Below are 25,286 nucleotides of genomic sequence, written 5' to 3'. Positions count from 1 at the left end.
CGTCCCCTCCTCCGTGATCGTTCCCGCTCAACTGCCCGTGCTCCGGTACGCCCGCAGCCCCGCCCGCCACGCGATCCCCGCCAGCCCCCAGCAGGCCACCGCCACCAGCGGCGGCAGAAACGCCACCCACTCCGGCAGATCGACCGGGTACTCCCGGTCCAGCACGTACAGCGCGGGCAGCCAGCTGACGAAGGCCAGCGGCACCACGAACGTCACCCCGCGCACGAGGTCCTTCGCGAAGATCGTGGGCGGGTACTGGAGCAGCGTCGTCCCGCCGTACGTGAAGGAGTTCTGCACCTCCGAGGCGTCCTGCGCGACGAACTGGAACGCCGCCCCCGCGACGAAGATCGCGCCGAAGATCGCCGCACCGCTCACCACCATCATCGGCAGCATCAGCACCTTCAGCGGCGTCCACGCGATGTCCAGCGAGACCAGCGCATAGCCGAGGACCAGCAGCCCCTGTGTGATCCGCCCCAGCCGGCGCAGCGCGAACCGGTCCGCCGCGACCTGCGCCAGCACCGGGACCGGCCGCACCAGCAGGGTGTCGAACGTCCCGTCCCGGACCCGGCGGCCCACCCGGTCCATCGAACCCAGCAGCAGGTCGCACAGCCCGAACGCGGTGGCCGACACCCCGTACAGCAGGGCGATCTCCTGCAACGTGTAGCCGCCCAGGGCGTCGACGTGCGAGAACATCAGCAGGATCGTCACGAAGTCGAAGGCCGTCACCGCGAAGTCCCCGAACACCGTCATGGCGAACGAGGCCCGGTACGCCATCGTCGAGCGCACCCACATCGCCATGATCAGCCCGTACGCCCGCACGCCCTCCAAGAGCCGGGGCCGCTCCGGGAAGGGGAACGCCTCCGGCACCTCCGGCGTCCCGGCCCTCTCCTCCGTCCGCGCCACACTCTCAGCCACCCTGCACCACCACCCTCCTGGTCGCCGCGGTCTGGAGCAGACGGCCCGCCAGCAGCAGCACCACCGCCCAGCCGCCCTGGAACGCGTACGCCTCCACCAGCCCCCACCCCGTGTGCTTGCCGAGGAACACATCGGCCGGGACCTGGAGCAGCGAGGACCACGGCAGCGCCCGCGCCACCTCCCCCAGCAGTCCGGGGAACAGGTTCAGCGGCAGCAGCATCCCGGAGAAGAACAGCCCGGCCAGCGACACGATCCGCATCGCGCCCGCCCCGTCCATCAGCCAGAACGCCGACATCGCGACCAGAAAGCGCATCGCGAAGCTGACCACCACGCCCAGGAACACCGAGACGAAGAACGCCGGCCAGGTCCACGGCGATCCCGGGAGCGCCAGATCGAAGGCGAGCGCCCCGAGGAACATCGGCACGACACCGCGCCCCAGCAGATGGAACGCCGCCCGGCCCAGGTCGCCCGCCATCCACCACAGCTGGAGGTCGGCGGGACGGTACAGGTCGACGGCGATGTCCCCCGTACGGATACGCTCCGCCAGCTCGTCCTCGAAGCCGCCGCCCATCATGGCGCAGGCCATCAGCAGGGCCTGTCCGAGCCAGACATAGGTCAGCGCCTCGGACGTGTCGTACCCGCCGAGCTGCGGACGTGCGTCCCACAGCGCGATGTAGGTGTACGCCACGATGAAGCCGAAGACCGTGTTGGTGAACACCCCCGCGGCCGTGGCCGTCCGGTAGGTGGCGTAGCGCCGGAACGCTCCTCCCGCCACCAACGCGTAGAGCCGCACGTCGCCCCCTCTTCCCCGGCACCACCGGCTCCCGACACCAAAGCGCCCGAGCCTAGTGCAGGTGCCACGGCCCCAGCGACCGGGTTTTCGCGACCGGGTTGTCGACCGTGTGTGTGCGTGACCTCGGTGACGACAGTGACGACCCTGACGACCGTGACGACCGTGACGACCGTGACGACCGGTGGAGGGAACGAACCAGGGAGAACCGAAGATTTCCCCATGAAACGGGCAGTATGGGAGAACTGACCACGCCCGAGGAGCCCCACGGACATGAGCGACGAGTCACAGCACTGGGCCCCCCGCGACCCCTCGGGCGCGGCGGCCGCACCCGGGAACCACCAGGGAGAGCCGCCAGGGAAGAACGGGAAGAACCGGACGAACCGCGAGAACCGGAAGAACGACAGGAAACGACGCACCGGCTGGCGGCGCGCCGTCCCCACCTGGCGGATGACCCTCGGGACCGTCCTGGGCCTCGGGCTCCTCCTCATCGGAGGTTTCGTCGCCGGATACCAGTTCGTCGACATCCCGGCCGCCAACGCCGCGGCCACCGCCCAGTCCAACGTCTACCTCTACCGCGACGGCAGCGTCATCGCCCGCGACGGCGACGTGAACCGGGAGAAGGTCAAGCTCTCCCAGGTCCCCGCCACCGTCCAGCACGCGGTACTGGCCGCCGAGGACCGGGACTTCTACTCCGAGCGCGCCGTGGACGTGAAGGCGATGGCCCGGGCCGGCTGGAACACCGTGACCGGCAAGGGCAAGCAGGGCGGCTCGACGATCACCCAGCAGTACGTGAAGAACTACTACCTCGGCCAGGAGCGGACCGTAGTGCGCAAGGCCAAGGAGTTCTTCATCGCGGTCAAGCTCGACCGCGAGGAGACCAAGGACCAGATCTTCGAGGGCTACCTCAACACCAGCTACTTCGGGCGCAACGCCTACGGCATCCAGGCCGCCGCCCAGGCGTACTACGGCAAGAACGTCGAGGACCTCACCACCGCCGAGGGCGCCTACCTCGCCTCCCTCCTGAACGCCCCCAGCGCCTACGACGTCGTCGCCCACCCCGACAACGAACCCGCCGCCCGCCACCGCTGGGACTACGTCCTGGACGGCATGGTCAAGGAGGACTGGCTCGATGCGGCCGAACGGGCGACGACGGAGTTCCCCACCCCCGGCGAGGCCAGACCGCCGACCGGGCTCTCGGGACAGCGCGGCTACATCGTCCAGGCCGTCGAGGACCACCTCGACCAGCGCGGCATCCTCGACGGGAAGACCCTCGCCACCGGCGGCTACCGCATCACCACGACCCTCGACAAGGCCAAGCAGGACGCCTTCGTCAAGGCCGTCGACGCCAACGTGATGTCCAGGACCAGCGCCGACCGCAAGGCCGACCGCAACGTCCGCGTCGGCGGGGCCTCGATCGTCCCCGGCACCGGCGAGGTCGTCGCCCTGTACGGCGGCATCGACTACACGAAGCAGTACGTCAGCAACGCGACCCGCCGCGACTACCAGGTCGGCTCGATCTTCAAGCCGTTCGTCCTCACCTCCGCCGTCGTCAACGACTCCACCACACAGGACGGCCGGCGCATCACGCCCAACACCGTCTACGACGGCGCCAACAAACGCATGGTCGTCGGCGTGCAAGGCCCCACCGACTACGCCCCCGCCAACGAGGACGATGTCGACTACGGCGACATCACCGTACGCGCCGCCACCGACAAGTCCGTCAACTCCGTCTACGCGCAGATGGCCCAGGACGTCGGCCCCGGAAAGGTCCGGGACACCGCGGTCGCCCTCGGCATCCCCACCGACACCCCCGACCTCACCGCCTCCCCCTCCATCGCGCTCGGCACCGCCAACGCCAGCGTCCTCGACATGACCGAGGCGTACGCCACCCTCGCCGACCACGGCCGGCACGGCCGTCACGTCCTCGTCGAGAAGGTCACCAAGGACGGCGCGGAGATCGAACTGCCCGAGCGCACCACCGACCAGGCCGTCAGCCGCGAGGCCGCCGACACCACCACCGCCGTGCTGCGCGGCGTCGTGGAGGGTGGCACCGGCACGGCGGCCCAGGCCGTGGGCCGCCCCGCCGCGGGCAAGACCGGCACGGCGGAGGAGGACCGGGCCGCTTGGTTCGCCGGGTACACCCCGGACCTCGCGACCGTCGTCGCCGTGATGGGCCAGAACCCGAAGACGGGCGCCCAGACCCCGCTGTACGGAGCCCTCGGCCTGCCCCGCGTCAACGGCGGCGGCGCCCCGGCCGAGACCTGGGCCGCCTACACGGAAGCGGCGCTGCGCTCCTCCCCCGCCCAGGAGTTCGACCTGGAGACGGCACCCGGCTCCGACGAGGAGGACGAACCCCCGCTCGACGAGAACCCCGACGGCGGCACGGACCCGTCTTCCTCGTCCGAACCCACCACCGGCCCCTCCGGCAGCCCGGAGATCAACCCGGCCGGCAGCAGCCCGCCCACGTCCGGCACGGACACCGGCGGAACGGGCGGCAGGGACGGCGGAGCGGACGGCGGAACGAACGGCACCGACGGTGACGGGGAGGGGGGCAGCAGGGACGGCCGAGGCTGAGGCTGAGGCTCCATCGAGGGCGTTCACGGCCCCGGTATGACCGGGGCCCGCCCGCATGACCGGGGCCCGCCCGGCATGACCAGGGCCTTCCCGGCATGACCAGGGCCCGCCCGAGGGCCCCCGGCGAGCCCGACAGATACGGAGCGCTACAGATACAACCCGGTCGAATCCACCGAACCCTCGAACCGGTCGGCGGCCACCGCGTGCAGATCGCGCTCCCGCATCAGGACGTACGCCACGCCCCGCACCTCGACCTCGGCACGGTCCTCCGGGTCGTACAGCACCCGGTCGCCGGGCTCCACCGTCCGCACGTTCTGCCCGACCGCGACGACGACGGCCCAGGCCAGACGCCGGCCCACCGCGGCCGTCGCCGGAATCAGGATGCCGCCACCGGAGCGCCGCTCGCCCTCGGACGCGTCGTTCCGCACCAGCACCCGGTCGTGCAGCATCCGGATGGGCAGCTTGTCGTCGTCGGCGGAGCCGGTGGCGCCGCGATGGCCCTCATGGGTGTTGTCGCTCACGCCCGCAACCTACCTGCCGGGCCCCAGACCGTACGCCGCCGGGTGCCGAACGCCACCGGACGCCTACCGACCGCCGCCGGTCACCTGCGGCGACGCCTGGACACGGTGAGCAGCCCCACCACACCGACCACCAGCAGAGCCGCGGGAATCACCCGCTCCAGCCGCGGGGAGCCGTCCTCCGCGACGAACTGCGCCTTCACCTCCGACACCGAACGGTTCACCGCGACAAAGGCACGGCCGGCCGTCCGGTCCACGGACTGGGCCGCCTTCGCCTTGGCATCTCCGATGATCGTCTTCGGGTGTACCCGCACCCCGATCTCGTCGAGCACCACAGCGAGCTGCTCGCGCCTGCTGATGATGTCCGCCTCGATCTGCGCAGGGGTCCTGGCATCCGACACTGCGCCGCCTCCGTGGTCGTCGTCCGGTAAACCTTCGGGAACCTTCGTGAACCTTCATCGACAGTCTGTCAGCTCGAACCCCCGCACACCCGGCGGCACCCCTATTACCCTCGGTCCCGTCCGACCCGCGCACCACCCGAGGAGAACCACATGAGCGAGCGACTGAAGCCCGGCGACACCGCTCCCGCCTTCACCCTTCCCGACGCCGACGGCAACCAGGTGTCGCTCGCGGACCACAAGGGCCGCAAGGTCATCGTGTACTTCTACCCGGCCGCGCTTACCCCCGGATGCACCAAGCAGGCCTGCGACTTCACAGACAACCTCGATCTCCTGACGAGCGCCGGGTACGACGTCATCGGCATCTCCCCCGACAAGCCGGAGAAGCTCGCCAAGTTCCGCGACACGGAGAACCTCAAGGTCACCCTGGTGGGCGACCCGGCCAAGGAAACTTTGGAGGCCTACGGCGCCTTCGGCGAGAAGAAGCTCTACGGCAAGGTGGTGACGGGCGTGATCCGTTCCACCGTCGTCGTCGACGAGGACGGCAAGATCGAGCACGCGTTCTACAACGTGAAGGCGACCGGCCACGTAGCCAAGATCATCAGGGATCTGGGCATCTGACGCCCCCCGCCCGGGGCACCGGCGGCCCCGGGCCACCCCCGGGCCACCCCTCACACGATTCCGGCAATCACGGCGATTCCGACCGGCGGCCGACCGGATAACGTGTTCAGATCGTGTGAGGGAGGTCGCATCGGCCCACGAAGTCGGTTTGCGACCGCCATGACTGCGCAGAAGCTTTTCCTGGAACACACTCCGAGGAAAGGACCCGGCCATGGCGGCCCCCGACCCCCACCAGGCGGCCGACCCCGAAGCGGTCAAACGCCACCCCACGCTCTTCCGGGCCATCCGGAAACGGCGGAACCCGCCGCTGCGCCGGACGGACATCACGGTCACGGACGACGCGGCGGTCAAGCGGGCCGTGAAAGCCGCCTCCCTGGGTAACGCCATGGAGTGGTTCGACTTCGGGATCTACTCCTACCTGGCCGTGACGATCGGACACGTGTTCTTCCCGTCCGGGAACGAGACCACGCAGCTCCTCTCCTCCTTCGCGACCTTCGCGGTGGCCTTCCTCGTACGGCCGCTCGGCGGCATGTTCTTCGGCCCGATGGGCGACAAGCTCGGCCGCAAGAAGGTCCTCGCGCTGACGATGATCCTGATGGCCGTCGGCACGTTCGCGATCGGCCTGATCCCCTCGTACGACACGATCGGCGTCTGGGCCGCGGTCCTGCTGATCTTCTTCCGGATGCTCCAGGGCTTCTCGACCGGAGGTGAGTACGGCGGCGCCTCGACGTTCATCGCCGAGTACGCCCCCGACAAACGACGCGGCTTCTTCGGCAGCTTCCTGGAGTTCGGCACCCTGGCCGGCTACGTCGGCGCGGCAGGCCTCGTGACGGCCCTGTACGCCCTCCTGAACGACGCGCAGATGGAGGCCTGGGGGTGGAGGATCCCGTTCCTCGTCGCGGGCCCGCTGGGCCTGGTCGGCCTCTACCTGCGACTGCGCCTGGACGAGACCCCCGCCTTCCAGAAGCTGGAGGGCGGCACGGCGCACGCGAGCGAGGCGGCGGACGGCGTCGAGTCCACGGCCAAGGGCGACCTGGCGAAGATCTTCCGGCAACACTGGCGGACGCTGGTCCTCTGCATCTGCCTGGTCGGCGCGTACAACATCACCGACTACATGCTGCTGTCGTACATGCCGACGTACCTCTCCGACGAGCTCGGCTACAGCGAGACGCACGGGCTGCTGATCCTGCTCGCGGTGATGGTGTTCCTGATGACGATCATCGCCCAGATCGGCAAACTGTCCGACCGCTTCGGCCGCAAACCGCTGCTGATGACCGGGATGCTGGGCTTCCTCTTCCTCTCCCTGCCCGCGTTCCTCCTCATCCGGATCGACGGCATCCTCCCGATCACCATCGGCATGCTGATGCTGGGCCTCTCCCTGGTCTGCATGCTCGGCACGATGTCGGCCGCGCTCCCGGCCCTCTTCCCGACGAACGTCCGCTACGGGTCCCTGTCGGTCGGCTACAACCTCTCCGCGTCGATCTTCGGCGGCACGACCCCGCTGGTCATCACGGCCCTGATCAGCTGGAGCGGATCCAACCTGATGCCCGCGTACTACGCGATGGCGGCGGCCCTGGTCGGCCTGATCGCGGTCGCCTGCATGAAGGAGACGGCCCAGCAACCGCTGATCGGCTCCCCGCCGTCGGTCGAGACGGACGAGGAGGCGGCGGAACTGGTCCAGTCCCAGGCACCGGACCCGAAGTTCTGACCCGCCCCCTTCCGGCCCTCCCTCGGAGGAACGGCCCGCACCGCTCGCGTCGAGCGGTGCGGGCCGTTCCGCGCCCTCACCGAATTTCGGGCGTGACTGTCCGATAAGCGGTTCGTTACTCCGTACGAGGCTGCGAACGCGCAGCCGGGACGGAGGGGGAACCCATGGGGAACAGCCCGTACACACGGGAGCGGCTGGCGGAGGCGGCATCCTCGTCGCGGACGCTCTCGGAGGCTCTGGCGAAGCTGGGGGTGGATCCGAAGAGTCCGACGCGGCGATACGTCCACGAACGCATGAAGAAGATGGGCATAGCCACGGACCATTTCGAGCGCGAGGGCGCTCGCTGGACAAGAGACGTTCTTGAGCCCGTGGTCGCCGTGTCGACGAGCGTCTATGAGGTGCTGAGACGTCTCGGCCTGGAGGCCGTAGGAGGCCACCACACCAACATCAGCAGACGAATCAAGGCGTACGGCATCGACACGTCGCACTTCGTCCAGCCGTCGCGTGCCGGGACGAAGAAGACGCCTCGCCTTTTGCCCGAGGATTTGCTGGTGGACAACCGATCACCACACCCTCGCCGCATCCCCAGCTCGCGCCTCAAGCCCGCCATGACCGCGCTCGGGGTGGCGGAACGCTGCGCCCGCTGCGGTACTGAACCACTCTGGCGCAGTCGGCCGCTCCCGCTGGAGGTGGACCACATCAACGGCAGGTGGAGTGACAACCGCCTGGACAATTTGCGCTTCCTCTGCCCCAACTGCCATTCGGTGACCGACAACTATCGCGGCCGGGCCAAGGCCCGCCGCGCCGGGCACGGCGGCAGCCGGTGAATGAGCGACAGCAGTACTCTCGCGAGCGGCTGGTCGAGGCCGCGGAGCGTTGCTCGGACATCAACGAAGTCATCTCGCTTCTGGGCACTCGTCCCTACGCGCAGCTCCACCGCCATCTACTGAGGCGGTTCGCTCACTTCGGAATCGATGTCTCTCACTTCCGCCGCTGCGGCTCGGACACCGTCGCCTCACGCCCCTCCCGGGACAGACTCCGCGAGGCCGTGGCTGCCTCACGCTCCATCGCGGAACTGCTGCGCGAACTCGGACGCCGCGAGAACGGGCACCAACGAAACCTTCTACGTCAATGGATCGCCGAAGAGTGCCTGTCGACCTCACACTTCCTCGGCCAGGCTCACCAGCGTGGCCGACCGGGAACGACGCCCGCCAGGCGCCCCGAGGAATTGCTGGTGAGACACCCTGGCAGGCATCGCACGAAGACCGTGCTGTTACGCCGCGCCCTGCACGAGATCGGCGTACCCGAGCAATGCGACGCATGCGGAACCGAGCCTGTCTGGTGTGGATCTCCCATGACTCTGGAGATCGACCACATCAATGGTGACTGGAGTGATGACCGTGCCGAGAACCTCCGGCTGCTGTGCCCGAACTGCCACGCCGTCACCACCACCTGGTGCCGAGGGGGAGCACGCCGACTCACGCACCCATGAAACTCGCTCATCGGTGCCGCCACTCGCCCGGTACGATGACATGCGTCTGGCGGCGGTGGTGCAACTGGCGACACAGCAGACTTAGGATCTGTGGCCCGTGAAACGGCTTGAGGGTTCGAATCCCTTCCGCCGCACCGAGAACGGCCTGCGAACCGAAGACTGGTTCGCAGGCCGCTTCTGTGACTGCCCTACCCCGCCAACTCCCGCACCACCGGCACCAGCGCCCGGAACGCCTTCCCCCGGTGGCTGATCGCGTTCTTCTCCGCCGGGGCCAGCTCCGCGCACGTGCGGGTCTCGCCCTCCGGCTGGAGGATCGGGTCGTAGCCGAAGCCGCCCGTGCCGGACGGGGCGTGGCGCAGGGTGCCGTTCAGGCGGCCCTCGACCACGCGTTCCGTGCCGTCGGGGAGGGCCAGGGCGGCGGCGCAGGCGAAGTAGGCGCCGCGGTGTTCGTCGGCGATGTCGCCGAGTTGGGCCAGGAGCAGGTTCAGGTTGGCCGTGTCGTCGCCGTGGGTGCCGGACCAGCGGGCGGAGAAGATGCCGGGGGCGCCGCCGAGGACGTCCACGCAGAGGCCCGAGTCGTCGGCGACGGCCGGGAGGCCGGTGGCGCTCGCGAGGGCGTGGGCCTTGAGGAGCGCGTTCTCGGCGAAGGTGACGCCGGTTTCCTTGACGTCGGGGATGTCGGGGTACGCGTCCGCGCCGACGAGGTCGAGGTCGAGTCCCGCGTCGGCGAGGATGGCGTGGAGTTCGGTGATTTTCCCGGCGTTGCGGGTGGCGAGGATCAGGCGCTTCATGGGGCGATTATCGCCCCGGGCGGCGGCCTGGGCGGGCCGTGCCGCCCCGGGCCGCCGGGCCGGGCCGGCCCGGGCTGCCCGGTCGCGCCCCCTGGCCCACCCCGCCCCTGGTGGTGCTTACGGGCTGCAGACCTTGCCGATCTCCGTCGCCGCGTCCGTCACCGGGGTGATGTCGGGGGTGGCGTCGCCGGCCTCGATGGACTTGCGGACGCCGGTGACGCCGGTCTGGAGGTCGTCGACGGCCTTGGAGAGGTCGGCGTTGTCCGTGGTGTCGTCGAGCTTCTTCAGCTCGCGGTCGATCTCGTCCAGGGACTCGGAGGCCTGGGTGATGTCCTCGGAGGCGTTGGAGACGGCCTTCTGGAGGTTGCCGACGCTGGTGGCGATGGCGTCGGCGGTGCGGACGCAGTCGAGCGCCTTGTCGAGGCCGGCGCAGCCCGCGGCCGTGGTCAGCGTCAGCAGGGTGGCGGCGGTGGCGAGTGCGAGGCGTTGGTGGCGGCGCGATGCCATGGTTCGGTCCCTCCCCAGGGATCGTTACGTGGACGGACGCACGGTTCGACCCGTGCGCCCGTATCCGTAACGACGCTCTGTGGTGCGTATTTGGTTGCTTCTTTACCCGCGGAGGGTGGGTCGCTACGCGTCCTGGGTGCGGGCGAGTGCGTCACGCTGGAGTGCGGCGAGGTCGACGCAGCCGGCGGTGGCGAGGTCGAGGAGCGCGCCGAGTTCCTTGCGGTCGAAGGGTGCGCCCTCGGCGGTGCCCTGGACCTCGACGAAGCGGCCGTCGCCGGTGCAGACGACGTTCATGTCGGTCTCGGCGCGGACGTCCTCCTCGTAGCAGAGGTCGAGGAGGGGGGTTCCGTCGACGATGCCGACGCTGATGGCGGCGACGGTGTCGGTGAGCGGCTTGCGGCCGGCCTTGACGATCTTCTTGCCCTGGGCCCAGGCGACGGCGTCGGCGAGGGCGACGTAGGCGCCGGTGATGGCGGCCGTGCGGGTGCCGCCGTCGGCCTGGAGGACGTCGCAGTCCAGGACGATGGTGTTCTCGCCGAGGGCCTTGTAGTCGATGACGGCGCGCAGTGAGCGGCCGATCAGCCGGCTGATCTCGTGGGTGCGTCCGCCGATCTTGCCGCGTACGGCTTCGCGGTCGCCGCGGGTGTTGGTGGAGCGGGGCAGCATGGAGTATTCGGCGGTGACCCAGCCTTCGCCGCTGCCCTTGCGCCAGCGCGGGACGCCTTCGGTGACGGAGGCGGTGCAGAAGACTTTGGTGTCGCCGAAGGAGATGAGGACTGAGCCCTCGGCGTGCTTGCTCCAGCCGCGTTCGATGGTGACGGGGCGGAGCTGTTCGGGGGTGCGGCCGTCGATGCGAGACATGGGCCCGACTTTATCCGGTGGCGGGGGTGGCTCCGTTCGGGTGTGGTGGCGGCCGCCGAGACCCGCACGTCCCCGCGTGCGCGGGGTGTCGGGGCATGGCGCAGGCCCCGTCCTCCGGTGGGGGGCGGGGCCTGTGGTTTCCGGCGTGGGGTCAGCCGGTCACATCATGTCTTCGATGTCGGCGGCGATGGGGTCCGCGTCGGTGCCGATGACGACCTGGATCGCGGTGCCCATCTTGACGACGCCGTGGGCGCCGGCGGCCTTGAGGGCGGCTTCGTCGACCTTGCTGGGGTCGTGGACCTCGGTGCGGAGGCGGGTGATGCAGCCTTCGATCTCGTCGATGTTGTCGATACCGCCGAGCCCGGCGACGATCTTCTCAGCCTTGGTGGCCATGTCCTTCTCCCTGGTTTCGCGCGCAGACGGCCGCCCGCTGCGGGTCCGTTTCGTCACGGTAACGCACGGTTGGCCCAACTTCGCGGGCGGGTAACCGGATAATCCCGAAAGATAACGATCACCGGCGCCCTGTCTTCGGGACGGACCCCGGACCGTGACGCAACTGGTCTACACCAGTTTGCAACGACCGCCAAACGTGAAGTGTTCCGGGAGGACGCCCATGAGTTCGAGCGCCGCTGCGGTACCGCAGCAAAAATGGTGGAACGGACCGGTCCAGGGCCTGCAGAAGGTCGGGCGGAGCCTTCAGCTCCCGGTGGCCGTGCTCCCCGCCGCCGGCCTGCTCGTCAGTCTCGGCAACCTCTTCAGCTCGTACCTGGACGGCGCCTTCTGGGACAAGACCTCCAAGGTCCTGCTCAACGGCGGCGGCGCGATCCTCGACGGCGAGCTCGGCCTCCCCCTGTTGTTCTGCATCGGCGTCGCCATCGGCTTCGCGAAGAAGGCGGACGGCTCCACCGCGCTGGCGGCCGTCGTCGGGTTCCTGGTCTACCGGGGGGTGCTGACCGCGTTCCCCATGGACGGCACCGTGACGGAGGCCCTGCCCGACGGTGAGCCGCAGAACCCCGGCGTGCTCGGCGGCATCCTGATCGGGCTGCTGACCGCGGTCGTCTGGCAGCGTTACCACCGCACCAAGCTGGTCGACTGGCTCGGGTTCTTCAACGGGCGACGCCTGGTGCCGATCCTGATGGCGTTCCTCTGTGTGATCCTCGGCGTGCTGTTCGGCCTGCTGTGGCAGCCGGTGGGCGACGGGCTGACCTGGTTCTCCAAGCAGCTGATCGACCTCGGTTCCTGGGGCGCGGCGATCTTCGGCTTCGCAAACAGGTTGTTGATCCCGATCGGCATGCACCAGTTCCTGAACACGTTCTTCTGGTTCCAGGCGGGCGAGTTCACCGGGGCGGACGGCCAGACCGTGCAGGGCGACATCTCCCGGTTCTTCGCCGGGGATCCGTCGGCCGGTCAGTTCACTTCGGGGTTCTTCCCGATCATGATGTTCGGCCTGCCGGCCGCGGCCCTCGCCATCACCCACTGCGCGCGGCCCGAGCGCCGCAAGGAGGTGGCGGGCCTGATGGTCTCGGTGGCGCTGACCTCGTTCGTCACGGGTGTGACGGAGCCGCTGGAGTTCTCGTTCATGTTCGTCGCGCCGCTGCTGTACGGCGTGCACGCGGTGCTGACCGGGGCGTCGATGGGCATCACCTGGCTGCTGGGGGTGCACGCGGGGTTCAGCTTCTCGGCCGGGTTGATCGACTACGTCGTCAACTGGCATCTGGATACGAAACCCTGGTTGATCATCCCGATCGGTGCGTGCTTCGCGGTGGTCTACTACGTGGTCTTCCGTTTCGCGATCATCAAGTTCGACCTCAAGACACCGGGGCGCGAACCGGAGGAGATCGAGAAGGAGATCGAGAAGGACCTCACGAAGTAGCGCGGCGGCACGGCAAGGGCCCCGGGTCTTCGGACCCGGTGCACACGGCACGTATGAGGCCCCCGGACCACTCGGTCCGGGGGCTTCGGCATGTCACCGAAAGTGCCGGATCTGCTACTGCGAATAAACAGGTAATTGCAGGTTCCTTATCTAACCCTCACCGTGCTAAAACTGGTCTACACCACTGAGTGGTCCAGACCACGGCTGTCTGCCGGCGTCTGTCGAGTCGCCGCCTCCCCGCATCAACGACCCGGGCGGCACCGTGTCCCATGGAGGAAGTTGATGACCACGGCTGAGACCGCACCCGCGGCCGAGAAGAAGAAGGGCGCCGGCGTGATGTCCGTCATGCAGCGCATCGGCCGCAGCCTCATGCTGCCGGTCGCCGTGCTGCCGGCCGCCGCACTCCTGGTCCGCCTCGGCAATGACGACATGCTGGGCCGCGAGTCGTTCCCGACCTTCATAACGAAGCTCGCCGGCTACATGTCCGCGGGCGGCAACGCGCTCCTCGACAACATGGCGCTGCTGTTCGCCGTCGGCATCGCGATCGGCTTCGCGAAGAAGTCGGACGGCTCCACCGCCCTGGCCGCCGTCACCGGCTACCTCGTCTTCCAGAAGGTGCTCGCGACCTTCACCGACGGCAGCCTGCCGCAGAAGGCCACCGTCGTCGACGACAAGATCGTAATGGTCGACGCCCCCGTCAACGCCGGTGTCCTCGGCGGTGTCGTGATGGGCATCGTCGTGGCGCTGCTCTACCAGAAGTTCTACCGGACGAAGCTGCCCGACTGGGCCGGCTTCTTCAGCGGCCGTCGTCTGGTCCCGATCCTCTCCGCCTTCGCGGGTCTGGTCATCGGCATCGTCTTCGGCCTGATCTGGCCGGTCCTCGGCGCCGGTCTGCACAACTTCGGTGAGTGGCTCGTCGGCTCCGGCGCGGTCGGCGCGGGCATCTTCGGTGTCGCCAACCGTGCGCTGATCCCGGTCGGCATGCACCACCTGCTGAACTCCTTCCCGTGGTTCCAGGCGGGCGAGTACAACGGCAAGAACGGTGACATCGCCCGCTTCCTGGAGGGCGACCCGACCGCCGGACAGTTCATGACCGGCTTCTTCCCGATCATGATGTTCGCCCTCCCGGCGGCCTGCCTCGCGATCGTCCACTGTGCCCGCCCCGAGCGCCGCAAGGTCGTCGGCGGCATGATGTTCTCGCTGGCGCTGACCTCGTTCGTCACCGGTGTGACCGAGCCGATCGAGTTCACCTTCATGTTCGTCGCCCCGGTGCTGTACGCGATCCACGCGGTGCTGACCGGTGTGTCGATGGCCCTGACCTGGGCGCTCGGCATGAAGGACGGCTTCGGCTTCTCGGCCGGTCTGGTCGACTTCCTGCTGAACCTCGGCATCGCGTCGAAGCCCTGGCTGCTGGTCCTGGTCGGCCTCTGCTTCGCGGTGGTCTACTACGTGGTCTTCCGCTTCGCGATCACCAAGTTCAACCTGCCGACCCCGGGCCGGGAGTCGGACGAGGAGCTCGCCGAGCTGCAGAAGGCCGAGGCGAAGTAGCCTCCGCCACGCCCGTACGCCGAAGCCCCCGCTTCCCGAAGACGTCTTTCGGGAAGCGGGGGCTTCGGCGTACCCGTCACACCGGGCGTACGGAATCAGGCACGTCCAGCCGGTAGAGCTGGCGGGAGCCGCCCTCCGGTCCCGGCTCTGCGGGCTCGCCGGGGCGGAAGCCGAGCCGCTCGTAGAAGACGCGGGCCCCGCTCTCCACCGCCCCGGGGTGGTCGGGTCCGAAGGTGATCACCTCCACGGTGGCGGGCCCCGTGACGTAACGGCGCATCGCCTCCGCCATCAGCAGCCGGCCCACTCCGGCGCCTCGAAGGTGTTCGGCGGTGACGAGCCAGTGCACGTGGTACGTGGGCGGTTCGGCGCCGAACAGCAGGCCGCCGACGGGGCCGGACGCGTCGGCGGACTCGGCGACCAGGGCCGCCCCGTCACGGATGTGGGCTTCCACCGCACGGTGGAAGCCCGGCTCCTCGACCATCGGCCCGAACCAGTGCTCGACCTGGGACGCCAGCGTCAGGAAGCCGTCGAGGTCGGCGTCCCGGGCGGGTCTGATCGTGATCATCCGAGCAGTCTCGCAGAGCGGCCCGGGGCCGGTGGCGCGTCCCGCGAAACCGGGCCGTCCGCCGCCCGCGCGGGGCTCAGAGCTCGTACACCGCGCCCGGGGTCGCCAGTTCCACCGGGCCCGGGTAGGCCGCACGGGCGTCGGCGGCGTTGCGGTCGGCGTCGGTCCACGGTGGGATGTGGGTGAGGACGAGCCGGCGTGCTCCGGCGCGGGCCGCCGCCTCACCGGCCTCGCGGCCGTTGAGGTGCAGGTCCGGGATGTCCTCCTTGCCGTCGATGAACGACGCCTCGCAGAGGAACAGGTCCGCGTCGCGGGCCAGGTCCTCCAGGGCGTCGCAGGTCCCCGTGTCGCCGGAGTAGGCGAGGACGGAGCCGCCGTGCTCGATCCGGATGCCGAAGGTGTCGACGGGGTGGCGGAGCTTCTCCGTACGGACCGAGAAGGGTCCGATCTCGAAGGACTGGGACTTGAGGGTGTGGAAGTCGAAGACCTCGCTCATCGCCCGGTCGGACGGGGTGTCCCCGTGGGCGGCGGTCAGCCGCTGCTCGGTGCCCTCGGGCCCGTAGACCGGGAGAGGGACGGGGCGGGCGCCGTCGTGGCGGTAGTAGCGCACGACGAAATACGCGCACATGTCGATGCAGTGGTCCGCGTGCAGATGGCTGAGGAAGATCGCGTCGAGGTCGTAGAGACCGACGTGGCGCTGCAACTCGCCGAGGGCGCCGTTGCCCATGTCGAGGAGCAGCCGGAAGCCGTCGGCCTCTACGAGGTAGCTCGAGCATGCCGAACCCGTGGAGGGGAACGAGCCGGAGCAGCCGACGACGGTGAGCTTCATGGAGCGTGAACCTCCGGTACGCGGGAACGGGGAGGGTTCGTGCGATTCCGCCGGGGTTCCGTACGGTGCCTGCGGAGCTTCGTACGGTGCCTGCGGAATGGGTTCTGCGGTTTGTCGAGCGTAAGGCGCGAAACTCCGCGTCGCTCCTCCGCTGCCCTCCGTTGTGGGGGAACTCACCTGCCCTGTCACCGGTTCGATGGAAGCGCGCCCACCGGCTGCCCCGCCGTGCCCGTCGCGGCCGCCGGTACGGTCGGGGGATGAACACGTTCTGGTGGGTGGCGTTGGTCGCCGTGGTTCTGCTGGCGCTCGTGGCCGCGGTGGTGGACGGCCGGGGGCGCTCGGACCGCGGTCCCCGGTCGCGTCGGCCCCGGCAGCCGGTGGGGTCGACCCGGCCGCCGTCGCGGCCGTCGCGGCCTTCGGGCCCGTCGGGTCCGGAGGGGCGTGGGGACGGGCGTACACCTCGGGCCGGTGAGGTGTGGTGGGCCGATGTGCCGTACGAGGACGGGCCCGGGTCGAAGGACCGGCCGTGTCTGGTGATCTCGGTGCGGGGGCGGGGCGGGAGGCGCACTGCGCTGGTCGCGAAGATCACCAGCCGGCATCACGAGGAGCGGCCCGGGGTGATCGCGCTGCCCTCGGGGACGGTCGGGGACCGGCAGGGGCGGCAGAGCTTCCTGGAGACGGACGAGCTGCGGGAGGTCCGGATCGCCGGGTTCCGTCGGCGGGTGGGGACGGTGGATCCGGGGGTGTGGGAGCGGGTGCGGGGGCTGGGGGCGGGGTGAGGGGGGGGGCCCTTGTTTGGGGGCCCCCCCCCCGGGCCCCGCTCCTCAATCGCCGGAGGGGCTTGAAAGATGTCCTCAAACGCCGGACGGGCTGGGATGGCCCGGACCGGTCACGCCCAGAGCTGGCCCTGAAGGGTTTCGATCGCCGCTTCTGTCGTCTGCGCCGTGTAGACGCCCGTCGAGAGGTACTTCCAGCCGCCGTCCGCGACGACGAAGACGATGTCGGCGCTCTCCCCCGCCTTGACCGCCTTGTTGCCCACGCCGATCGCCGCGTGGAGGGCCGCGCCGGTGGAGACGCCCGCGAAGATGCCCTCCTGCTGGAGGAGTTCGCGGGTGCGGGTGACCGCGTCGGCGGAGCCCACGGAGAAGCGGGTGGTGAGGACCGAGGCGTCGTAGAGCTCGGGGACGAAGCCCTCGTCGAGGTTGCGCAGGCCGTAGACCAGGTCGTCGTAGCGCGGTTCGGCGGCGACGATCTGGATGGCCGGGCGGTTCTCGCGGAGGTAGCGGCCGACGCCCATGAGGGTGCCGGTGGTGCCGAGGCCCGCGACGAAGTGGGTGATGGACGGGAGGTCGGTGAGGATCTCGGGTCCGGTGGTGGCGTAGTGGGCGCCCGCGTTGTCCGGGTTGCCGTACTGGTAGAGCATCACCCAGTCCGGGTGCTCGGCCGACAGCTCCTTCGCGACGCGCACGGCGGTGTTGGAGCCGCCCGCGGCCGGGGAGAAGATGATCTCGGCGCCCCACATGGCGAGGAGGTCGCGCCGCTCCTGGGAGGTGTTCTCCGGCATGACGCAGACGATGCGGTAGCCCTTGAGCTTGGCCGCCATGGCGAGCGAGATGCCGGTGTTGCCGCTGGTGGGTTCCAGGATGGTGCAGCCGGGTGTCAGCCGGCCGTCCTTCTCGGCCTGCTCGACCATGTGGAGCGCGGGGCGGTCCTTGATCGAGCCGGTGGGGTTGCGGTCCTCCAGCTTGGCCCAGATCCGGACGTCCTCGGACGGGGACAGCCGGGGCAGACGCACCAGAGGTGTGTTGCCCACGGCTGCCAGCGGGCTGTCGTACCGCATCAGCGCATGCCGCCGGCGACGGCCGGGAGGATCGTGACGTTGTCGCCGTCGCTGAGCTTGGTGGTGATGCCGTCGAGGAAGCGGACGTCCTCGTCGTTGAGGTAGACGTTCACGAAGCGGCGGAGCTGGTCGCCGTTCGCGCCGTCGACGATTCGCTCACGGATGCCGGTGTGGCGGCTCTCCAGGTCGGCGAAGAGGTCGGCGATGGTGTCCCCGTTGCCTTCGACGGCCTTCGCGCCGTCGGTGTAGGTGCGGAGGATGGTCGGGATGCGGACCTCGATGGCCATGGCGTGGGCTCCTGTCGAAAGCGTGGAGGTGGCGTGGGGCGCGCGTTTCTGCCCCCGCGCAGGGGGTGGTGCGTGTGGGTGGGCGCGCGGACCGCGGCTCAGGCCGGGCGGCTCACGGGCAGGCTGCGGGCGGGACAGATCGCGCTGGCGAGCCTGCACAGGTCGACGTGCAGCCGCGCTACGAGCAGCGTGCCCGGCGTCTTGTTGCTCACGTCATGGGGAACCATGCGGGCATCGTATCGATTCCCTGTGCGGAAACCCGAGTGTCGTATCAGATGGTGGATGGTGAGTGACCACTATGTGGGAGGGGCGGGGGTGGTGAGCCCTTCCGGCAGGTAGACGACCGTGGGTGCGCCGGTCTTCGGGTGGGTGCTGACCTCGGCGGCGACGCCGTACACGTCGCCCAGCAGTTCGGACGTGAGGACCTCTTCCGGGGTGCCGGAGGCGACGACGGCGCCGTCCTTGAGGACGTAGAGGCGGTCGCAGTAGTACGCGGCGAGGTTGAGGTCGTGCAGGGCGAGGAGGTTGGTGGTGCCGAGGTCGCGGACCAGGGAGAGGATCTCCAGCTGGTAGCGGATGTCCAGGTGGTTGGTCGGCTCGTCCAGGACGACGAGCGACGGCTGCTGGACCAGGGCGCGGGCGACGAGGGCGCGCTGGCGTTCGCCGCCGGAGAGGGAGGCGAACGTACGGGGTGCGAGGGCGGCGATGCCGACCCGGGCGAGGGCCCCGGCGACCAGGGCGGTGTCGGCGGCGGTGTCCGCCTCCCAGAACCGTTTGTGCGGGGCGCGTCCCATCGCGACGACCTGGCCGACGGTCAGCTCGAAGCCGGCGTGGCCGTCCTGCGGGACGGTGGCGATGCGCTGGGCGCGGGCCTTCACGGGGAGGGTGGCGAGGTCGTCGCCGTCGAGGAGGACCCGGCCGTGGGTGGGGCGCAGGGTTCCGTAGACGCAGCGCAGGAGGGTGGTCTTGCCGCTGCCGTTGGGGCCGACGAGGCCGACGGTCTCGCCGTCGGCGGCGGTGAGGTCGACGGCGTCGACGAGGTGGCGGCCTTCGCCGACCCCGTACGAGAGGCCCTCGGTGCGCAGGGTGGTCACGGGCGGGCTCCTCGGGCGTACGGAGCGGTCGGGCGGGCTCCCCGGGCGTACGGAGTTGTCGCGCGGGCTCCTTCGGCGTACGGAGCGGTCGGGCGGGCTCCTCCGGCGTACGGAGCAGTCGGACGGGCTCCCCGGGCGTACGGAGCGGTCGGGCGGGCTCCCCGGGCGTACGGAGCGGTCGGGCGGGCTCCTCCGGCGTACGGAGCGGTCGGACGGGCTCCCCGGGCGTACGGAGTTGTCGCGCGGGCTCCCTCGACGAGTGGCGTCTTCATACGGGCGCTCCTTCGGGGCGGCGGCGGAGCATCCAGAGGAAGAACGGGCCGCCGGTCAGCGCGGTGAGCACGCCGACGGGGATGTCCTGCGGGGCTGCGACCGTCCGGGCGGCCAGGTCGGCGAGGACCAGGAACACCGCCCCGCCGAGGGCGACGACCGGGAGCAGGGCGCGGTGCGCGGCGCCGACGGCCATCCGGGCCATGTGCGGGACCATCAGCCCGACGAAGCCGATCGCCCCGCTGTACGCGACGAGCGCCCCGGTCATCAGGGAGGCGAGGACGAAGACGGCGGCCCGGAAGCGGGCGGTGTCGAGGCCGAGGACGGTCGCGCCCTCCTCCCCCACCAGGAGCAGGTCGAGCGGGCGGGCCAGGGTGAGGAGGACGGCGGTGCCGACGGCCAGGGTGACCGTGGGGAGCGCGAGCATGTCCCAGCGGGCCGCGCCGAGGCCGCCGAGGGTCCAGTAGAGGACTTCCTGGAGGTGGTCCGCGCGGGCGGAGGTGACCAGGATCAGGCTGGTCAGGGCGGAGAGGACGTAGGAGACGGCGACCCCGGCGAGGACGAGCCGGTTGGTGGTGAGGCCGCCGCCACCGCGCGCCAGGGTGTAGACGAGGAGCAGCGAGAGCAGCGCCCCGACGAAGGCGGCGGCGGGGATGGTGACGGTGGTGGCGAGGGTGGCGCCGATGCCGAGGACGATCACCAGGACCGCGCCGGTGGAGGCCCCGGAGGAGACGCCGAGGAGGAACGGGTCGGCGAGCTGGTTGCGTACGAGGGCCTGGAGGACGGTGCCGATGACGGCGAGTCCGGCGCCGACGACGATGCCGAGCAGCACCCGGGGCAGCCGGACGTCCAGGACGATCGTGCGGAAGGGGCTCGCGTCCGCCTGCCCGGTCAGGATGTCGATGACCTGGCCGGGCGGGATGCGGACGGAGCCGAGGGCGAGCGCGGCGAGCACGGCGGCGGCGAGGAGCGCGGCGAGGGTGCCGACGACCAGGGTGTAGCGGAGCAGCCGCCGCGGTGCGGGGGTGCGGCAGCTCACGGGGTGGTGGCCCCCGGGTGGAGCTGGGCGGCGAGTTTGCCGACGGCGGCGGGAACGCGGACGCCGAGGACGGCGTCGGAGAGCGGCATGACCGCGAAACGCTTGTTCTTGACGGCGGGGACGTCGGCGAGGGCCGGGTCGGTGAGGAGGCGCTTCTTCTTCTGTTCGACGGTGGTGGCCCCGTAGTCGTAGATCACGATGGCCTCGGGCTTGCGTGCGACGACGTTCTCCCAGGAGGCGTCGCCGAAGGGCTTGTCGAGGTCGGCGAAGACGTTGGTGCCGCCGGCCCGCTCGATCAGTTCGTTGCCGATGCCCTCTCCGCCCGCGGTGAAGGCGGTCTTGTCGCCGCTGTCGTAGACGAAGACGGAGACGGGCTTCAGGCCGGCGAGCTTCTTGGCGGTGGCGGCGTTGTCGGCCTTGGCCTGCTTGATCCAGGCCTCGGCGCGGTCGGTGACGCCGAAGGTGCGGCCGAGCTCGCGGATCTCGTCGTAGAGGGTGTCCATGGGCTGGTCGCCCTTGGTGCAGCTCTCGGTGTTGAGCCGGCTCTCGATGCCGGACTTCTTCAGCGCCGCGCGCCCGCGCCCGTCGCCTGCCGCGAACGCGCTGGCGTACCCGCCGTAGACGAAGTCGGGGTTCGTGGCGAGGACCTGCTCGTAGGAGGGGTACTCCTTGGCGATGACCGGGACGGACGCGTAGTCCTCCGCGTACTTCGGCAGGACCTGGTCGTCGAGGTAGGCGGTGCCGACGAGGGATTTCGCCAGGCCCAGCTCCAGCATGATCTCGGTGACGTGCTGGTTCATGGTGACGACGCGCTTCGGCGGGGCCTCGAACGTGGTGGTGACACCGCAGTTCTTCACGGTGTACGGGAATCCGTCGCTCTTCGCCACGGCCCTGTCCCCGGTGGCGGCGGCGTCGCCGTCGGAGGAGGAGCAGGCGGTGAGGGCGAGCGGGAGCAGCACGGCGGCGGCTATGAGCGCGGGGGTGCGCCGGGACATGGCGAGGCCTCTCCGGGGGATTTCCGCGTCCCCTGGTCGATGCGAGAAGGCGGCGGGCCAGTTCCTGACTTCCGGGCCGCCCTCCGGTGCGACGTCGTCCGCTGGGGAGTCGTCCGCGTGGGAGGGGGCCCGGTCACAGTGGCGGGACCGTGCCGGATTCGCACCGGCTTCCTGGTTCCTGCTGCCTTGTTGGGTCTGGGAGCAGTGTGCCAGACCCGTGCGGGGGCCCTGCGGGGGCACCCTCGTAGGTCCCTGGCTGGGTCCCTGGTGGGTCCCTGGTGGGTCCCTCGTGAGTCCCTGGTGGGTCCCTCGTGAGTCCCTGGTGGGTCCCTCGTGAGTCCCTGGTGGGTCAGTACGCCTCGACGACCCGCACGTCTTCCTCGGTGATCTCGCCGTCCACGATGCGGTACGAGCGGAACTGGAAGGGTCCGGCGTCGTCGGTGTCGGCGGTGGAGACCAGGACGTAGTGGGCGCCGGGCTCGTTGGCGTAGGTGACGTCGGTGCGGGAGGGGTAGGCCTCGGTCGCCGTGTGCGAGTGGTAGACGATCACGGGCTCCTCGTCGCGGTCGTCCATCGCGCGGTAGAGCTTGAGGAGGTCGGCCGAGTCGAACTCGTAGAACGTGGGCGAGCGGGCGGCGTTGAGCATCGGGATGAAGCGCTCGGGGCGGTCCGTCCCGGCCGGGCCCGCGACCACTCCGCACGCCTCGTCGGGGTGGTCGGCGCGGGAGTGGGCGACGATCTGGTCGTAGAGCGTCTGGGTGATGGTCAGCATGGCGCCAGGATATGCGGGCGGCCCCTTCCGTACCGGTGGGTGGTACGGAAGGGGCCGCATGCTGGACACGTCGGCCGTTGGGGCGGCCGGGGCGGTCCGGGAGGGGGCGGTGTGGGGCCCGCCCCCGGGTCAGTGGTGGGGCTCGGTGGTGGTCTTCTTCTCCGGGGTGCGCGCCTGGAGCGCCCGGTAGGAGACGAAGAGGATGAGCGCCCACAGGGGTGCGCAGTAGAGCGAGATCCTGGCGTCCTCGTCGATCGCCATCATGACGATGACCATGCCGATGAACAGGAGCGCGAACCAGCTCGTGTACGGGGCTCCGGGGGCCTTGAACGAGGACTGCGGGAGCAGACCGGCGTCGGCCATGCGGCGGTAGCGGATCTGGCTGCACAGGATCATGATCCAGGCCCACATGCCGGAGATGGTGGCGAAGGAGACGACGTAGTTGAACGCCTCGCCGGGCCACTGGTAGTTGATCCCGACGCCGACGAGCATCAGGGCGGCGGAGAACGTGGTGCCCACGAGCGGCAGGCCGTTCTTCGTCAGCTTGGTGAAGGCGCGGGGGCCCTGGCCGTTGAGGGCGAGGTCGCGGAGCATGCGGCCGGTGGAGTACATGCCAGAGTTGCAGGAGGAGAGCGCGGCGGTGAGGACGACGAAGTTGACGACGGCGGCGCCGACGCTGAACCCCATCTCCTCGAAGGCCTTCACGAACGGGGAGACGCCGGGTTTGAAGGTGGACCACGGCACGACCGAGAGGATCATGATCAGCGCGCCGACGTAGAAGACGGCGATGCGCCACGGCACGGTGTTGATGGCCTTGGGCAGCACGGTCCCGGGGTCCTTGGACTCCCCGGCGGTGACGCCGACGAGTTCCACGGCGAGGAAGGCGAACATGACGATCTGGAGCGTCATGAGCGTGCCGGTGATGCCGTTGGGGAAGAAGCCGCCGTCGTTCCAGAGGTTGGCGACGGTGGCGGTGTCGCCGGCGTCGGAGAATCCGACGGTGAGGACGCCCGCGCAGATCAGGATCATGCCGATGATCGCGGTGACCTTGACCATGGAGAACCAGAACTCCAGCTCACCGAAGAGCTTCACGGAGATCAGGTTGGCGCCGTACAGAATGACGGTGAACACCAGGGCGGACAGCCACTGCGGAATGTTCCACCAGTACGTCATATAGGTGGCGGCGGCGGTGACTTCGGTGATTCCGGTGACGACCCAGAAGAGCCAGTAGGTCCAGCCGGTCACGAATCCGAAGAACGGGCCGAGGAATTCCCGGGCGTACTCCGAGAAGGAACCGGAGACCGGGCGGTACATGAGGAGTTCGCCCAGGGCCCGCATGATGAAGAAGATGACCAGGCCCGCGATGACGTAGGCCAGGACGAGGCTGGGTCCGGCCCGGTCGATGGCTTTGCCCGCGCCGAGGAAGAGCCCGGTGCCGATGGCTCCGCCGATGGCGATCATCTGGATCTGACGAGCGCCCAGACCGCGCTGGTATCCCTCGCCACTGGTCCCGGATCCCCCGGCGTCGCCGCCGGGCCGGCCCTTGTCGGCCTGTCCCTCGTCGACCTGCGCCGATGTCATGGTGGTGCGCCTTTCTCCACGCCGATCCGCGCCTCACAAGGCCGCGGATCAGGTCCTGATCCCCCCGGATATGGATGGAGTGCCGCCGGCGTTCGGCCGGTTCGTGGCGCCCCCGGGAACAGGGGTGGCGTTCCCGGGCGGTCGTGAAGATTTAACACGGCCGTCGCGGGACACGATGGGACATTCTGTGGCGCACGACACAGGAAAAAGCGGGCAAGGGGTTCTGTCTGGCACGAAAAGGCCGGATCATTTGGTGTGATCTTTATGCGGATCTGAGCGTCCGTTGAGCGAACGCAGAGGGCGCCCGCCCCGGCACGGCGGGCGGGCGGGCGCCCTCTGCGTTCACGGCTTTACCGCTTTACCGCTTTACGGCATGAGCGTCTCGACGAGCGTTTCCTGGAGTGCGCCGAGCCAGAGGTAGGCCATCACCATCGGCTTGCGCGGATCGGCGTCGGGGAGCCGGTAGAGCGAGCCCTCGCCGCCCTCGTCCTCGTCGGAGACCTCCAGCCGGGTGCCGATGGTCAGACGCAGGTCGTTGAGGGAGCGCAGCCAGCTGCGGCACTCCTCGCCGGTGAGGGTGAGGATGGCGCCGCCGTCCCCGGCGGGCGAGAGCGCGTCCAGGGTGCGGACGACGGTGACGGCGTCCTCGCGCTTGCCGGAGCGCAGGTCGTTCTCGGTGAAGCGGCGGAACTCGGAGGACAGCTCACGGAGCTCCTCCTCCGGCTTTCCGCCCTCGGCGGGCCGGTCGGGGCCGCCGTAGGCGTCGGGGAAGAGCCGGGCGAGCGCCGGGTCGGACGGCGGCTTGCTGGGGCCCTCGGCGAAGAGGGCGGCGAGCGGGTCCTCGCCGTCGGCGGGCGTCTCGCCGGGGCCGATCAGTTCGAGCAGCTGGACGGCGAGGGAGCGCAGGATGGAGATCTCGACCTCGTCGAGCGCGACGGCCGCGCCGCCGCCTGGGGTGGCCTCGAAATGGCCGGCCATGGATTCTCCGATGGTGGGTCGAACGGGGCGGGGGAGGGCGGGGCGGGCGAGAGCGGGGCGGTCGGGCGGGCCCGGGCGGCTCTAGTTGCGGTCCTGGGTGAGGGTGGCCCACAGTCCGTATCCGTGCATGGCCTGGACGTCGCGCTCCATCTCCTCGCGGCTCCCGCTGGAGACGACGGCGCGGCCCTTCTGGTGCACGTCCATCATGAGCCGGTGGGCCTTGTCCTTCGGGTAGCCGAAGTAGGCCTGGAAGACGTAGGTCACGTAGCTCATGAGGTTGACCGGGTCATTGTGGACGAGCGTCACCCACGGGACGTCCGGCTCGGGGACCGCGAAGGTCTCCTCGGCCGAATCGGGACGTTCGATCTCTAGCGGGGTAGCAACGCTCACCTGTCCCATGCTGCCACCCGGGCGGGTCCCGCGCATAAACGGACCCC

Annotated in this window: 28 protein-coding genes, 1 tRNA gene and 1 riboswitch; of the genes, 9 read left to right on the top strand and 20 right to left on the bottom strand. The window is 69.9% G+C overall.

What is annotated here, in order from left to right; all coding sequences use genetic code 11:
- Positions 1 to 27 precede the first annotated feature (27 nt).
- Both D581_RS0117460 and D581_RS0117455 read right to left on the bottom strand, forming a co-directional pair.
- Positions 28 to 915 (bottom strand): ABC transporter permease, encoded by an 888-nt coding sequence (locus D581_RS0117460; RefSeq protein WP_026290602.1) that lies wholly within the window; start codon positions 913 to 915, stop codon positions 28 to 30.
- Positions 908 to 1,708: an ABC transporter permease gene (locus tag D581_RS0117455; protein ID WP_018958503.1), complete on the bottom strand. Its 801-nt coding sequence runs from the start codon at positions 1,706 to 1,708 to the stop codon at positions 908 to 910. Before D581_RS0117455 ends, D581_RS0117460 begins: the two co-directional genes overlap by 8 nt.
- A 270-nt stretch (positions 1,709 to 1,978) precedes the next feature.
- On the opposite strand from D581_RS0117455, the gene D581_RS01000000137375 reads away from it, so the two are divergent.
- The gene (locus tag D581_RS01000000137375; RefSeq protein WP_018958502.1) at positions 1,979 to 4,282 is read left to right on the top strand and encodes a transglycosylase domain-containing protein; all 2,304 of its coding nucleotides are present in this window, start codon (positions 1,979 to 1,981) and stop codon (positions 4,280 to 4,282) included.
- 146 nt (positions 4,283 to 4,428) lie between these two features.
- Here the strand turns inward: D581_RS01000000137375 and D581_RS0117445 are convergent, their stop codons facing one another.
- Both D581_RS0117445 and D581_RS0117440 read right to left on the bottom strand, forming a co-directional pair.
- Positions 4,429 to 4,803, bottom strand: a complete 375-nt coding sequence (locus D581_RS0117445) for a GroES family chaperonin (RefSeq protein ID WP_007450657.1) — start codon at positions 4,801 to 4,803, stop codon at positions 4,429 to 4,431.
- 80 nt (positions 4,804 to 4,883) lie between these two features.
- Complete coding sequence (locus D581_RS0117440) at positions 4,884 to 5,201, bottom strand: DUF3618 domain-containing protein (protein ID WP_018958501.1); 318 nt, start codon at positions 5,199 to 5,201, stop codon at positions 4,884 to 4,886.
- Positions 5,202 to 5,351: 150 nt separating this feature from the next.
- On the opposite strand from D581_RS0117440, the gene bcp reads away from it, so the two are divergent.
- The 5 genes from bcp to D581_RS0117420 all read left to right on the top strand — a co-directional run bounded on the left by bcp (position 5,352) and on the right by D581_RS0117420 (position 9,153).
- Positions 5,352 to 5,819, top strand: coding sequence for a thioredoxin-dependent thiol peroxidase (gene bcp / locus D581_RS0117435; RefSeq protein WP_018958500.1), 468 nt, complete (start codon positions 5,352 to 5,354; stop codon positions 5,817 to 5,819).
- A gap of 211 nt (positions 5,820 to 6,030) precedes the next feature.
- On the top strand, positions 6,031 to 7,527 hold the full coding sequence (gene proP / locus D581_RS0117430) for a glycine betaine/L-proline transporter ProP (RefSeq protein WP_018958499.1): 1,497 nt from the start codon (positions 6,031 to 6,033) through the stop codon (positions 7,525 to 7,527).
- A 164-nt stretch (positions 7,528 to 7,691) separates the two neighbouring features.
- Positions 7,692 to 8,354: an HNH endonuclease signature motif containing protein gene (locus D581_RS0117425; protein ID WP_018958498.1), complete on the top strand. Its 663-nt coding sequence runs from the start codon at positions 7,692 to 7,694 to the stop codon at positions 8,352 to 8,354.
- Positions 8,351 to 9,019 carry an HNH endonuclease signature motif containing protein gene (locus D581_RS1000000139750; RefSeq protein ID WP_078625862.1) on the top strand — a complete coding sequence of 223 codons (669 nt, stop codon included), beginning with the start codon at positions 8,351 to 8,353 and terminating at the stop codon, positions 9,017 to 9,019. Before D581_RS0117425 ends, D581_RS1000000139750 begins: the two co-directional genes overlap by 4 nt.
- Positions 9,020 to 9,068: 49 nt before the next feature.
- Positions 9,069 to 9,153 (top strand) — tRNA-Leu (locus D581_RS0117420).
- Positions 9,154 to 9,207: 54 nt separating this feature from the next.
- Here the strand turns inward: D581_RS0117420 and rdgB are convergent.
- From rdgB to D581_RS0117400, 4 genes are all read right to left on the bottom strand, one after another.
- Positions 9,208 to 9,810 (bottom strand): RdgB/HAM1 family non-canonical purine NTP pyrophosphatase, encoded by a 603-nt coding sequence (gene rdgB, locus D581_RS0117415; RefSeq protein ID WP_018958497.1) that lies wholly within the window; start codon positions 9,808 to 9,810, stop codon positions 9,208 to 9,210.
- Positions 9,811 to 9,927: 117 nt separating this feature from the next.
- Entirely contained in the window at positions 9,928 to 10,317 is a 390-nt protein-coding gene (locus D581_RS0117410; protein WP_018958496.1) for a hypothetical protein, read from the bottom strand.
- Positions 10,318 to 10,440: 123 nt separating this feature from the next.
- Positions 10,441 to 11,178, bottom strand: coding sequence for a ribonuclease PH (gene rph / locus D581_RS0117405; protein WP_018958495.1), 738 nt, complete (start codon positions 11,176 to 11,178; stop codon positions 10,441 to 10,443).
- Positions 11,179 to 11,337: 159 nt separating this feature from the next.
- Positions 11,338 to 11,628 (bottom strand): PTS sugar transporter subunit IIB, encoded by a 291-nt coding sequence (locus tag D581_RS0117400; RefSeq protein ID WP_078625861.1) that lies wholly within the window; start codon positions 11,626 to 11,628, stop codon positions 11,338 to 11,340.
- A gap of 163 nt (positions 11,629 to 11,791) precedes the next feature.
- Between D581_RS0117400 and D581_RS0117395 the strand changes: the two genes are divergently transcribed.
- Both D581_RS0117395 and D581_RS0117390 read left to right on the top strand, forming a co-directional pair.
- Positions 11,792 to 13,051: a PTS transporter subunit EIIC gene (locus D581_RS0117395; RefSeq protein WP_026290601.1), complete on the top strand. Its 1,260-nt coding sequence runs from the start codon at positions 11,792 to 11,794 to the stop codon at positions 13,049 to 13,051.
- A gap of 282 nt (positions 13,052 to 13,333) precedes the next feature.
- A complete protein-coding gene (locus D581_RS0117390; protein WP_018958493.1) occupies positions 13,334 to 14,599 on the top strand; it encodes a PTS transporter subunit EIIC in 1,266 nt (421 codons plus the stop codon).
- 76 nt (positions 14,600 to 14,675) lie between these two features.
- On the opposite strand, the gene D581_RS0117385 is transcribed toward D581_RS0117390, so the two are convergent.
- Both D581_RS0117385 and D581_RS0117380 read right to left on the bottom strand, forming a co-directional pair.
- Positions 14,676 to 15,164, bottom strand: a complete 489-nt coding sequence (locus D581_RS0117385; RefSeq protein WP_018958492.1) for a GNAT family N-acetyltransferase — start codon at positions 15,162 to 15,164, stop codon at positions 14,676 to 14,678.
- 76 nt (positions 15,165 to 15,240) lie between these two features.
- On the bottom strand, positions 15,241 to 15,993 hold the full coding sequence (locus tag D581_RS0117380; protein ID WP_018958491.1) for an MBL fold metallo-hydrolase: 753 nt from the start codon (positions 15,991 to 15,993) through the stop codon (positions 15,241 to 15,243).
- A 257-nt stretch (positions 15,994 to 16,250) separates the two neighbouring features.
- Between D581_RS0117380 and D581_RS1000000139745 the strand changes: the two genes are divergently transcribed.
- The gene (locus tag D581_RS1000000139745) at positions 16,251 to 16,772 is read left to right on the top strand and encodes a type II toxin-antitoxin system PemK/MazF family toxin (protein ID WP_078625860.1); all 522 of its coding nucleotides are present in this window, start codon (positions 16,251 to 16,253) and stop codon (positions 16,770 to 16,772) included.
- A gap of 110 nt (positions 16,773 to 16,882) precedes the next feature.
- Here the strand turns inward: D581_RS1000000139745 and D581_RS0117370 are convergent, their stop codons facing one another.
- The 10 genes from D581_RS0117370 to clpS all read right to left on the bottom strand — a co-directional run bounded on the left by D581_RS0117370 (position 16,883) and on the right by clpS (position 25,248).
- Positions 16,883 to 17,833: a cysteine synthase gene (locus D581_RS0117370; protein WP_018958489.1), complete on the bottom strand. Its 951-nt coding sequence runs from the start codon at positions 17,831 to 17,833 to the stop codon at positions 16,883 to 16,885.
- Positions 17,833 to 18,120 (bottom strand): MoaD/ThiS family protein, encoded by a 288-nt coding sequence (locus tag D581_RS0117365; protein WP_018958488.1) that lies wholly within the window; start codon positions 18,118 to 18,120, stop codon positions 17,833 to 17,835. Before D581_RS0117365 ends, D581_RS0117370 begins: the two co-directional genes overlap by 1 nt.
- 98 nt (positions 18,121 to 18,218) lie before the next feature.
- On the bottom strand, positions 18,219 to 18,347 hold the full coding sequence (locus tag D581_RS1000000142135) for a putative leader peptide (protein ID WP_018958487.1): 129 nt from the start codon (positions 18,345 to 18,347) through the stop codon (positions 18,219 to 18,221).
- Between the two features lie 69 nt (positions 18,348 to 18,416).
- Positions 18,417 to 19,214, bottom strand: a complete 798-nt coding sequence (locus D581_RS0117355) for an ABC transporter ATP-binding protein (protein WP_018958486.1) — start codon at positions 19,212 to 19,214, stop codon at positions 18,417 to 18,419.
- Between the two features lie 268 nt (positions 19,215 to 19,482).
- Positions 19,483 to 20,523, bottom strand: a complete 1,041-nt coding sequence (locus D581_RS0117350; RefSeq protein WP_018958485.1) for an iron ABC transporter permease — start codon at positions 20,521 to 20,523, stop codon at positions 19,483 to 19,485.
- On the bottom strand, positions 20,520 to 21,518 hold the full coding sequence (locus D581_RS0117345; protein WP_018958484.1) for an ABC transporter substrate-binding protein: 999 nt from the start codon (positions 21,516 to 21,518) through the stop codon (positions 20,520 to 20,522). Before D581_RS0117345 ends, D581_RS0117350 begins: the two co-directional genes overlap by 4 nt.
- 38 nt (positions 21,519 to 21,556) lie before the next feature.
- Positions 21,557 to 21,747: riboswitch (cobalamin riboswitch) on the bottom strand.
- Between the two features lie 120 nt (positions 21,748 to 21,867).
- Positions 21,868 to 22,290, bottom strand: a complete 423-nt coding sequence (locus D581_RS0117340; protein ID WP_018958483.1) for a M67 family metallopeptidase — start codon at positions 22,288 to 22,290, stop codon at positions 21,868 to 21,870.
- Positions 22,291 to 22,419: 129 nt separating this feature from the next.
- On the bottom strand, positions 22,420 to 23,871 hold the full coding sequence (locus D581_RS0117335) for an amino acid permease (protein ID WP_018958482.1): 1,452 nt from the start codon (positions 23,869 to 23,871) through the stop codon (positions 22,420 to 22,422).
- Positions 23,872 to 24,237: 366 nt separating this feature from the next.
- Entirely contained in the window at positions 24,238 to 24,849 is a 612-nt protein-coding gene (locus D581_RS0117330) for a DUF2017 domain-containing protein (protein ID WP_018958481.1), read from the bottom strand.
- 81 nt (positions 24,850 to 24,930) lie between these two features.
- On the bottom strand, positions 24,931 to 25,248 hold the full coding sequence (gene clpS / locus D581_RS0117325; RefSeq protein WP_026290599.1) for an ATP-dependent Clp protease adapter ClpS: 318 nt from the start codon (positions 25,246 to 25,248) through the stop codon (positions 24,931 to 24,933).
- Positions 25,249 to 25,286: the final 38 nt, after the last annotated feature.

The sequence above is a fragment of the Streptomyces sp. CNB091 genome, from assembly GCF_000377965.1.
The sequence above is the reverse complement of the archived record's forward strand: the minus strand, read 5'-3'. Positions and strand labels throughout refer to the sequence as shown.

Coding starts and splice junctions, on each gene's coding strand:
- rph (WP_018958495.1), bottom strand. CDS start 11,178: ATGTCTCGCATCGACGGCCGCACCCCCGAACAGCTCCGCCCCGTCACC.
- D581_RS0117410 (WP_018958496.1), bottom strand. CDS start 10,317: ATGGCATCGCGCCGCCACCAACGCCTCGCACTCGCCACCGCCGCCACC.
- rdgB (WP_018958497.1), bottom strand. CDS start 9,810: ATGAAGCGCCTGATCCTCGCCACCCGCAACGCCGGGAAAATCACCGAA.
- D581_RS0117380 (WP_018958491.1), bottom strand. CDS start 15,993: ATGAAGCTCACCGTCGTCGGCTGCTCCGGCTCGTTCCCCTCCACGGGT.
- D581_RS0117390 (WP_018958493.1), top strand. CDS start 13,334: ATGACCACGGCTGAGACCGCACCCGCGGCCGAGAAGAAGAAGGGCGCC.
- D581_RS0117330 (WP_018958481.1), bottom strand. CDS start 24,849: ATGGCCGGCCATTTCGAGGCCACCCCAGGCGGCGGCGCGGCCGTCGCG.
- D581_RS1000000139745 (WP_078625860.1), top strand. CDS start 16,251: ATGAACACGTTCTGGTGGGTGGCGTTGGTCGCCGTGGTTCTGCTGGCG.
- proP (WP_018958499.1), top strand. CDS start 6,031: ATGGCGGCCCCCGACCCCCACCAGGCGGCCGACCCCGAAGCGGTCAAA.
- clpS (WP_026290599.1), bottom strand. CDS start 25,248: ATGGGACAGGTGAGCGTTGCTACCCCGCTAGAGATCGAACGTCCCGAT.
- D581_RS0117385 (WP_018958492.1), bottom strand. CDS start 15,164: ATGATCACGATCAGACCCGCCCGGGACGCCGACCTCGACGGCTTCCTG.
- D581_RS0117345 (WP_018958484.1), bottom strand. CDS start 21,518: ATGTCCCGGCGCACCCCCGCGCTCATAGCCGCCGCCGTGCTGCTCCCG.
- bcp (WP_018958500.1), top strand. CDS start 5,352: ATGAGCGAGCGACTGAAGCCCGGCGACACCGCTCCCGCCTTCACCCTT.
- D581_RS01000000137375 (WP_018958502.1), top strand. CDS start 1,979: ATGAGCGACGAGTCACAGCACTGGGCCCCCCGCGACCCCTCGGGCGCG.
- D581_RS0117340 (WP_018958483.1), bottom strand. CDS start 22,290: ATGCTGACCATCACCCAGACGCTCTACGACCAGATCGTCGCCCACTCC.
- D581_RS0117425 (WP_018958498.1), top strand. CDS start 7,692: ATGGGGAACAGCCCGTACACACGGGAGCGGCTGGCGGAGGCGGCATCC.
- D581_RS0117335 (WP_018958482.1), bottom strand. CDS start 23,871: ATGACATCGGCGCAGGTCGACGAGGGACAGGCCGACAAGGGCCGGCCC.
- D581_RS0117365 (WP_018958488.1), bottom strand. CDS start 18,120: ATGGCCATCGAGGTCCGCATCCCGACCATCCTCCGCACCTACACCGAC.
- D581_RS0117395 (WP_026290601.1), top strand. CDS start 11,792: ATGAGTTCGAGCGCCGCTGCGGTACCGCAGCAAAAATGGTGGAACGGA.
- D581_RS0117370 (WP_018958489.1), bottom strand. CDS start 17,833: ATGCGGTACGACAGCCCGCTGGCAGCCGTGGGCAACACACCTCTGGTG.
- D581_RS1000000142135 (WP_018958487.1), bottom strand. CDS start 18,347: ATGGTTCCCCATGACGTGAGCAACAAGACGCCGGGCACGCTGCTCGTA.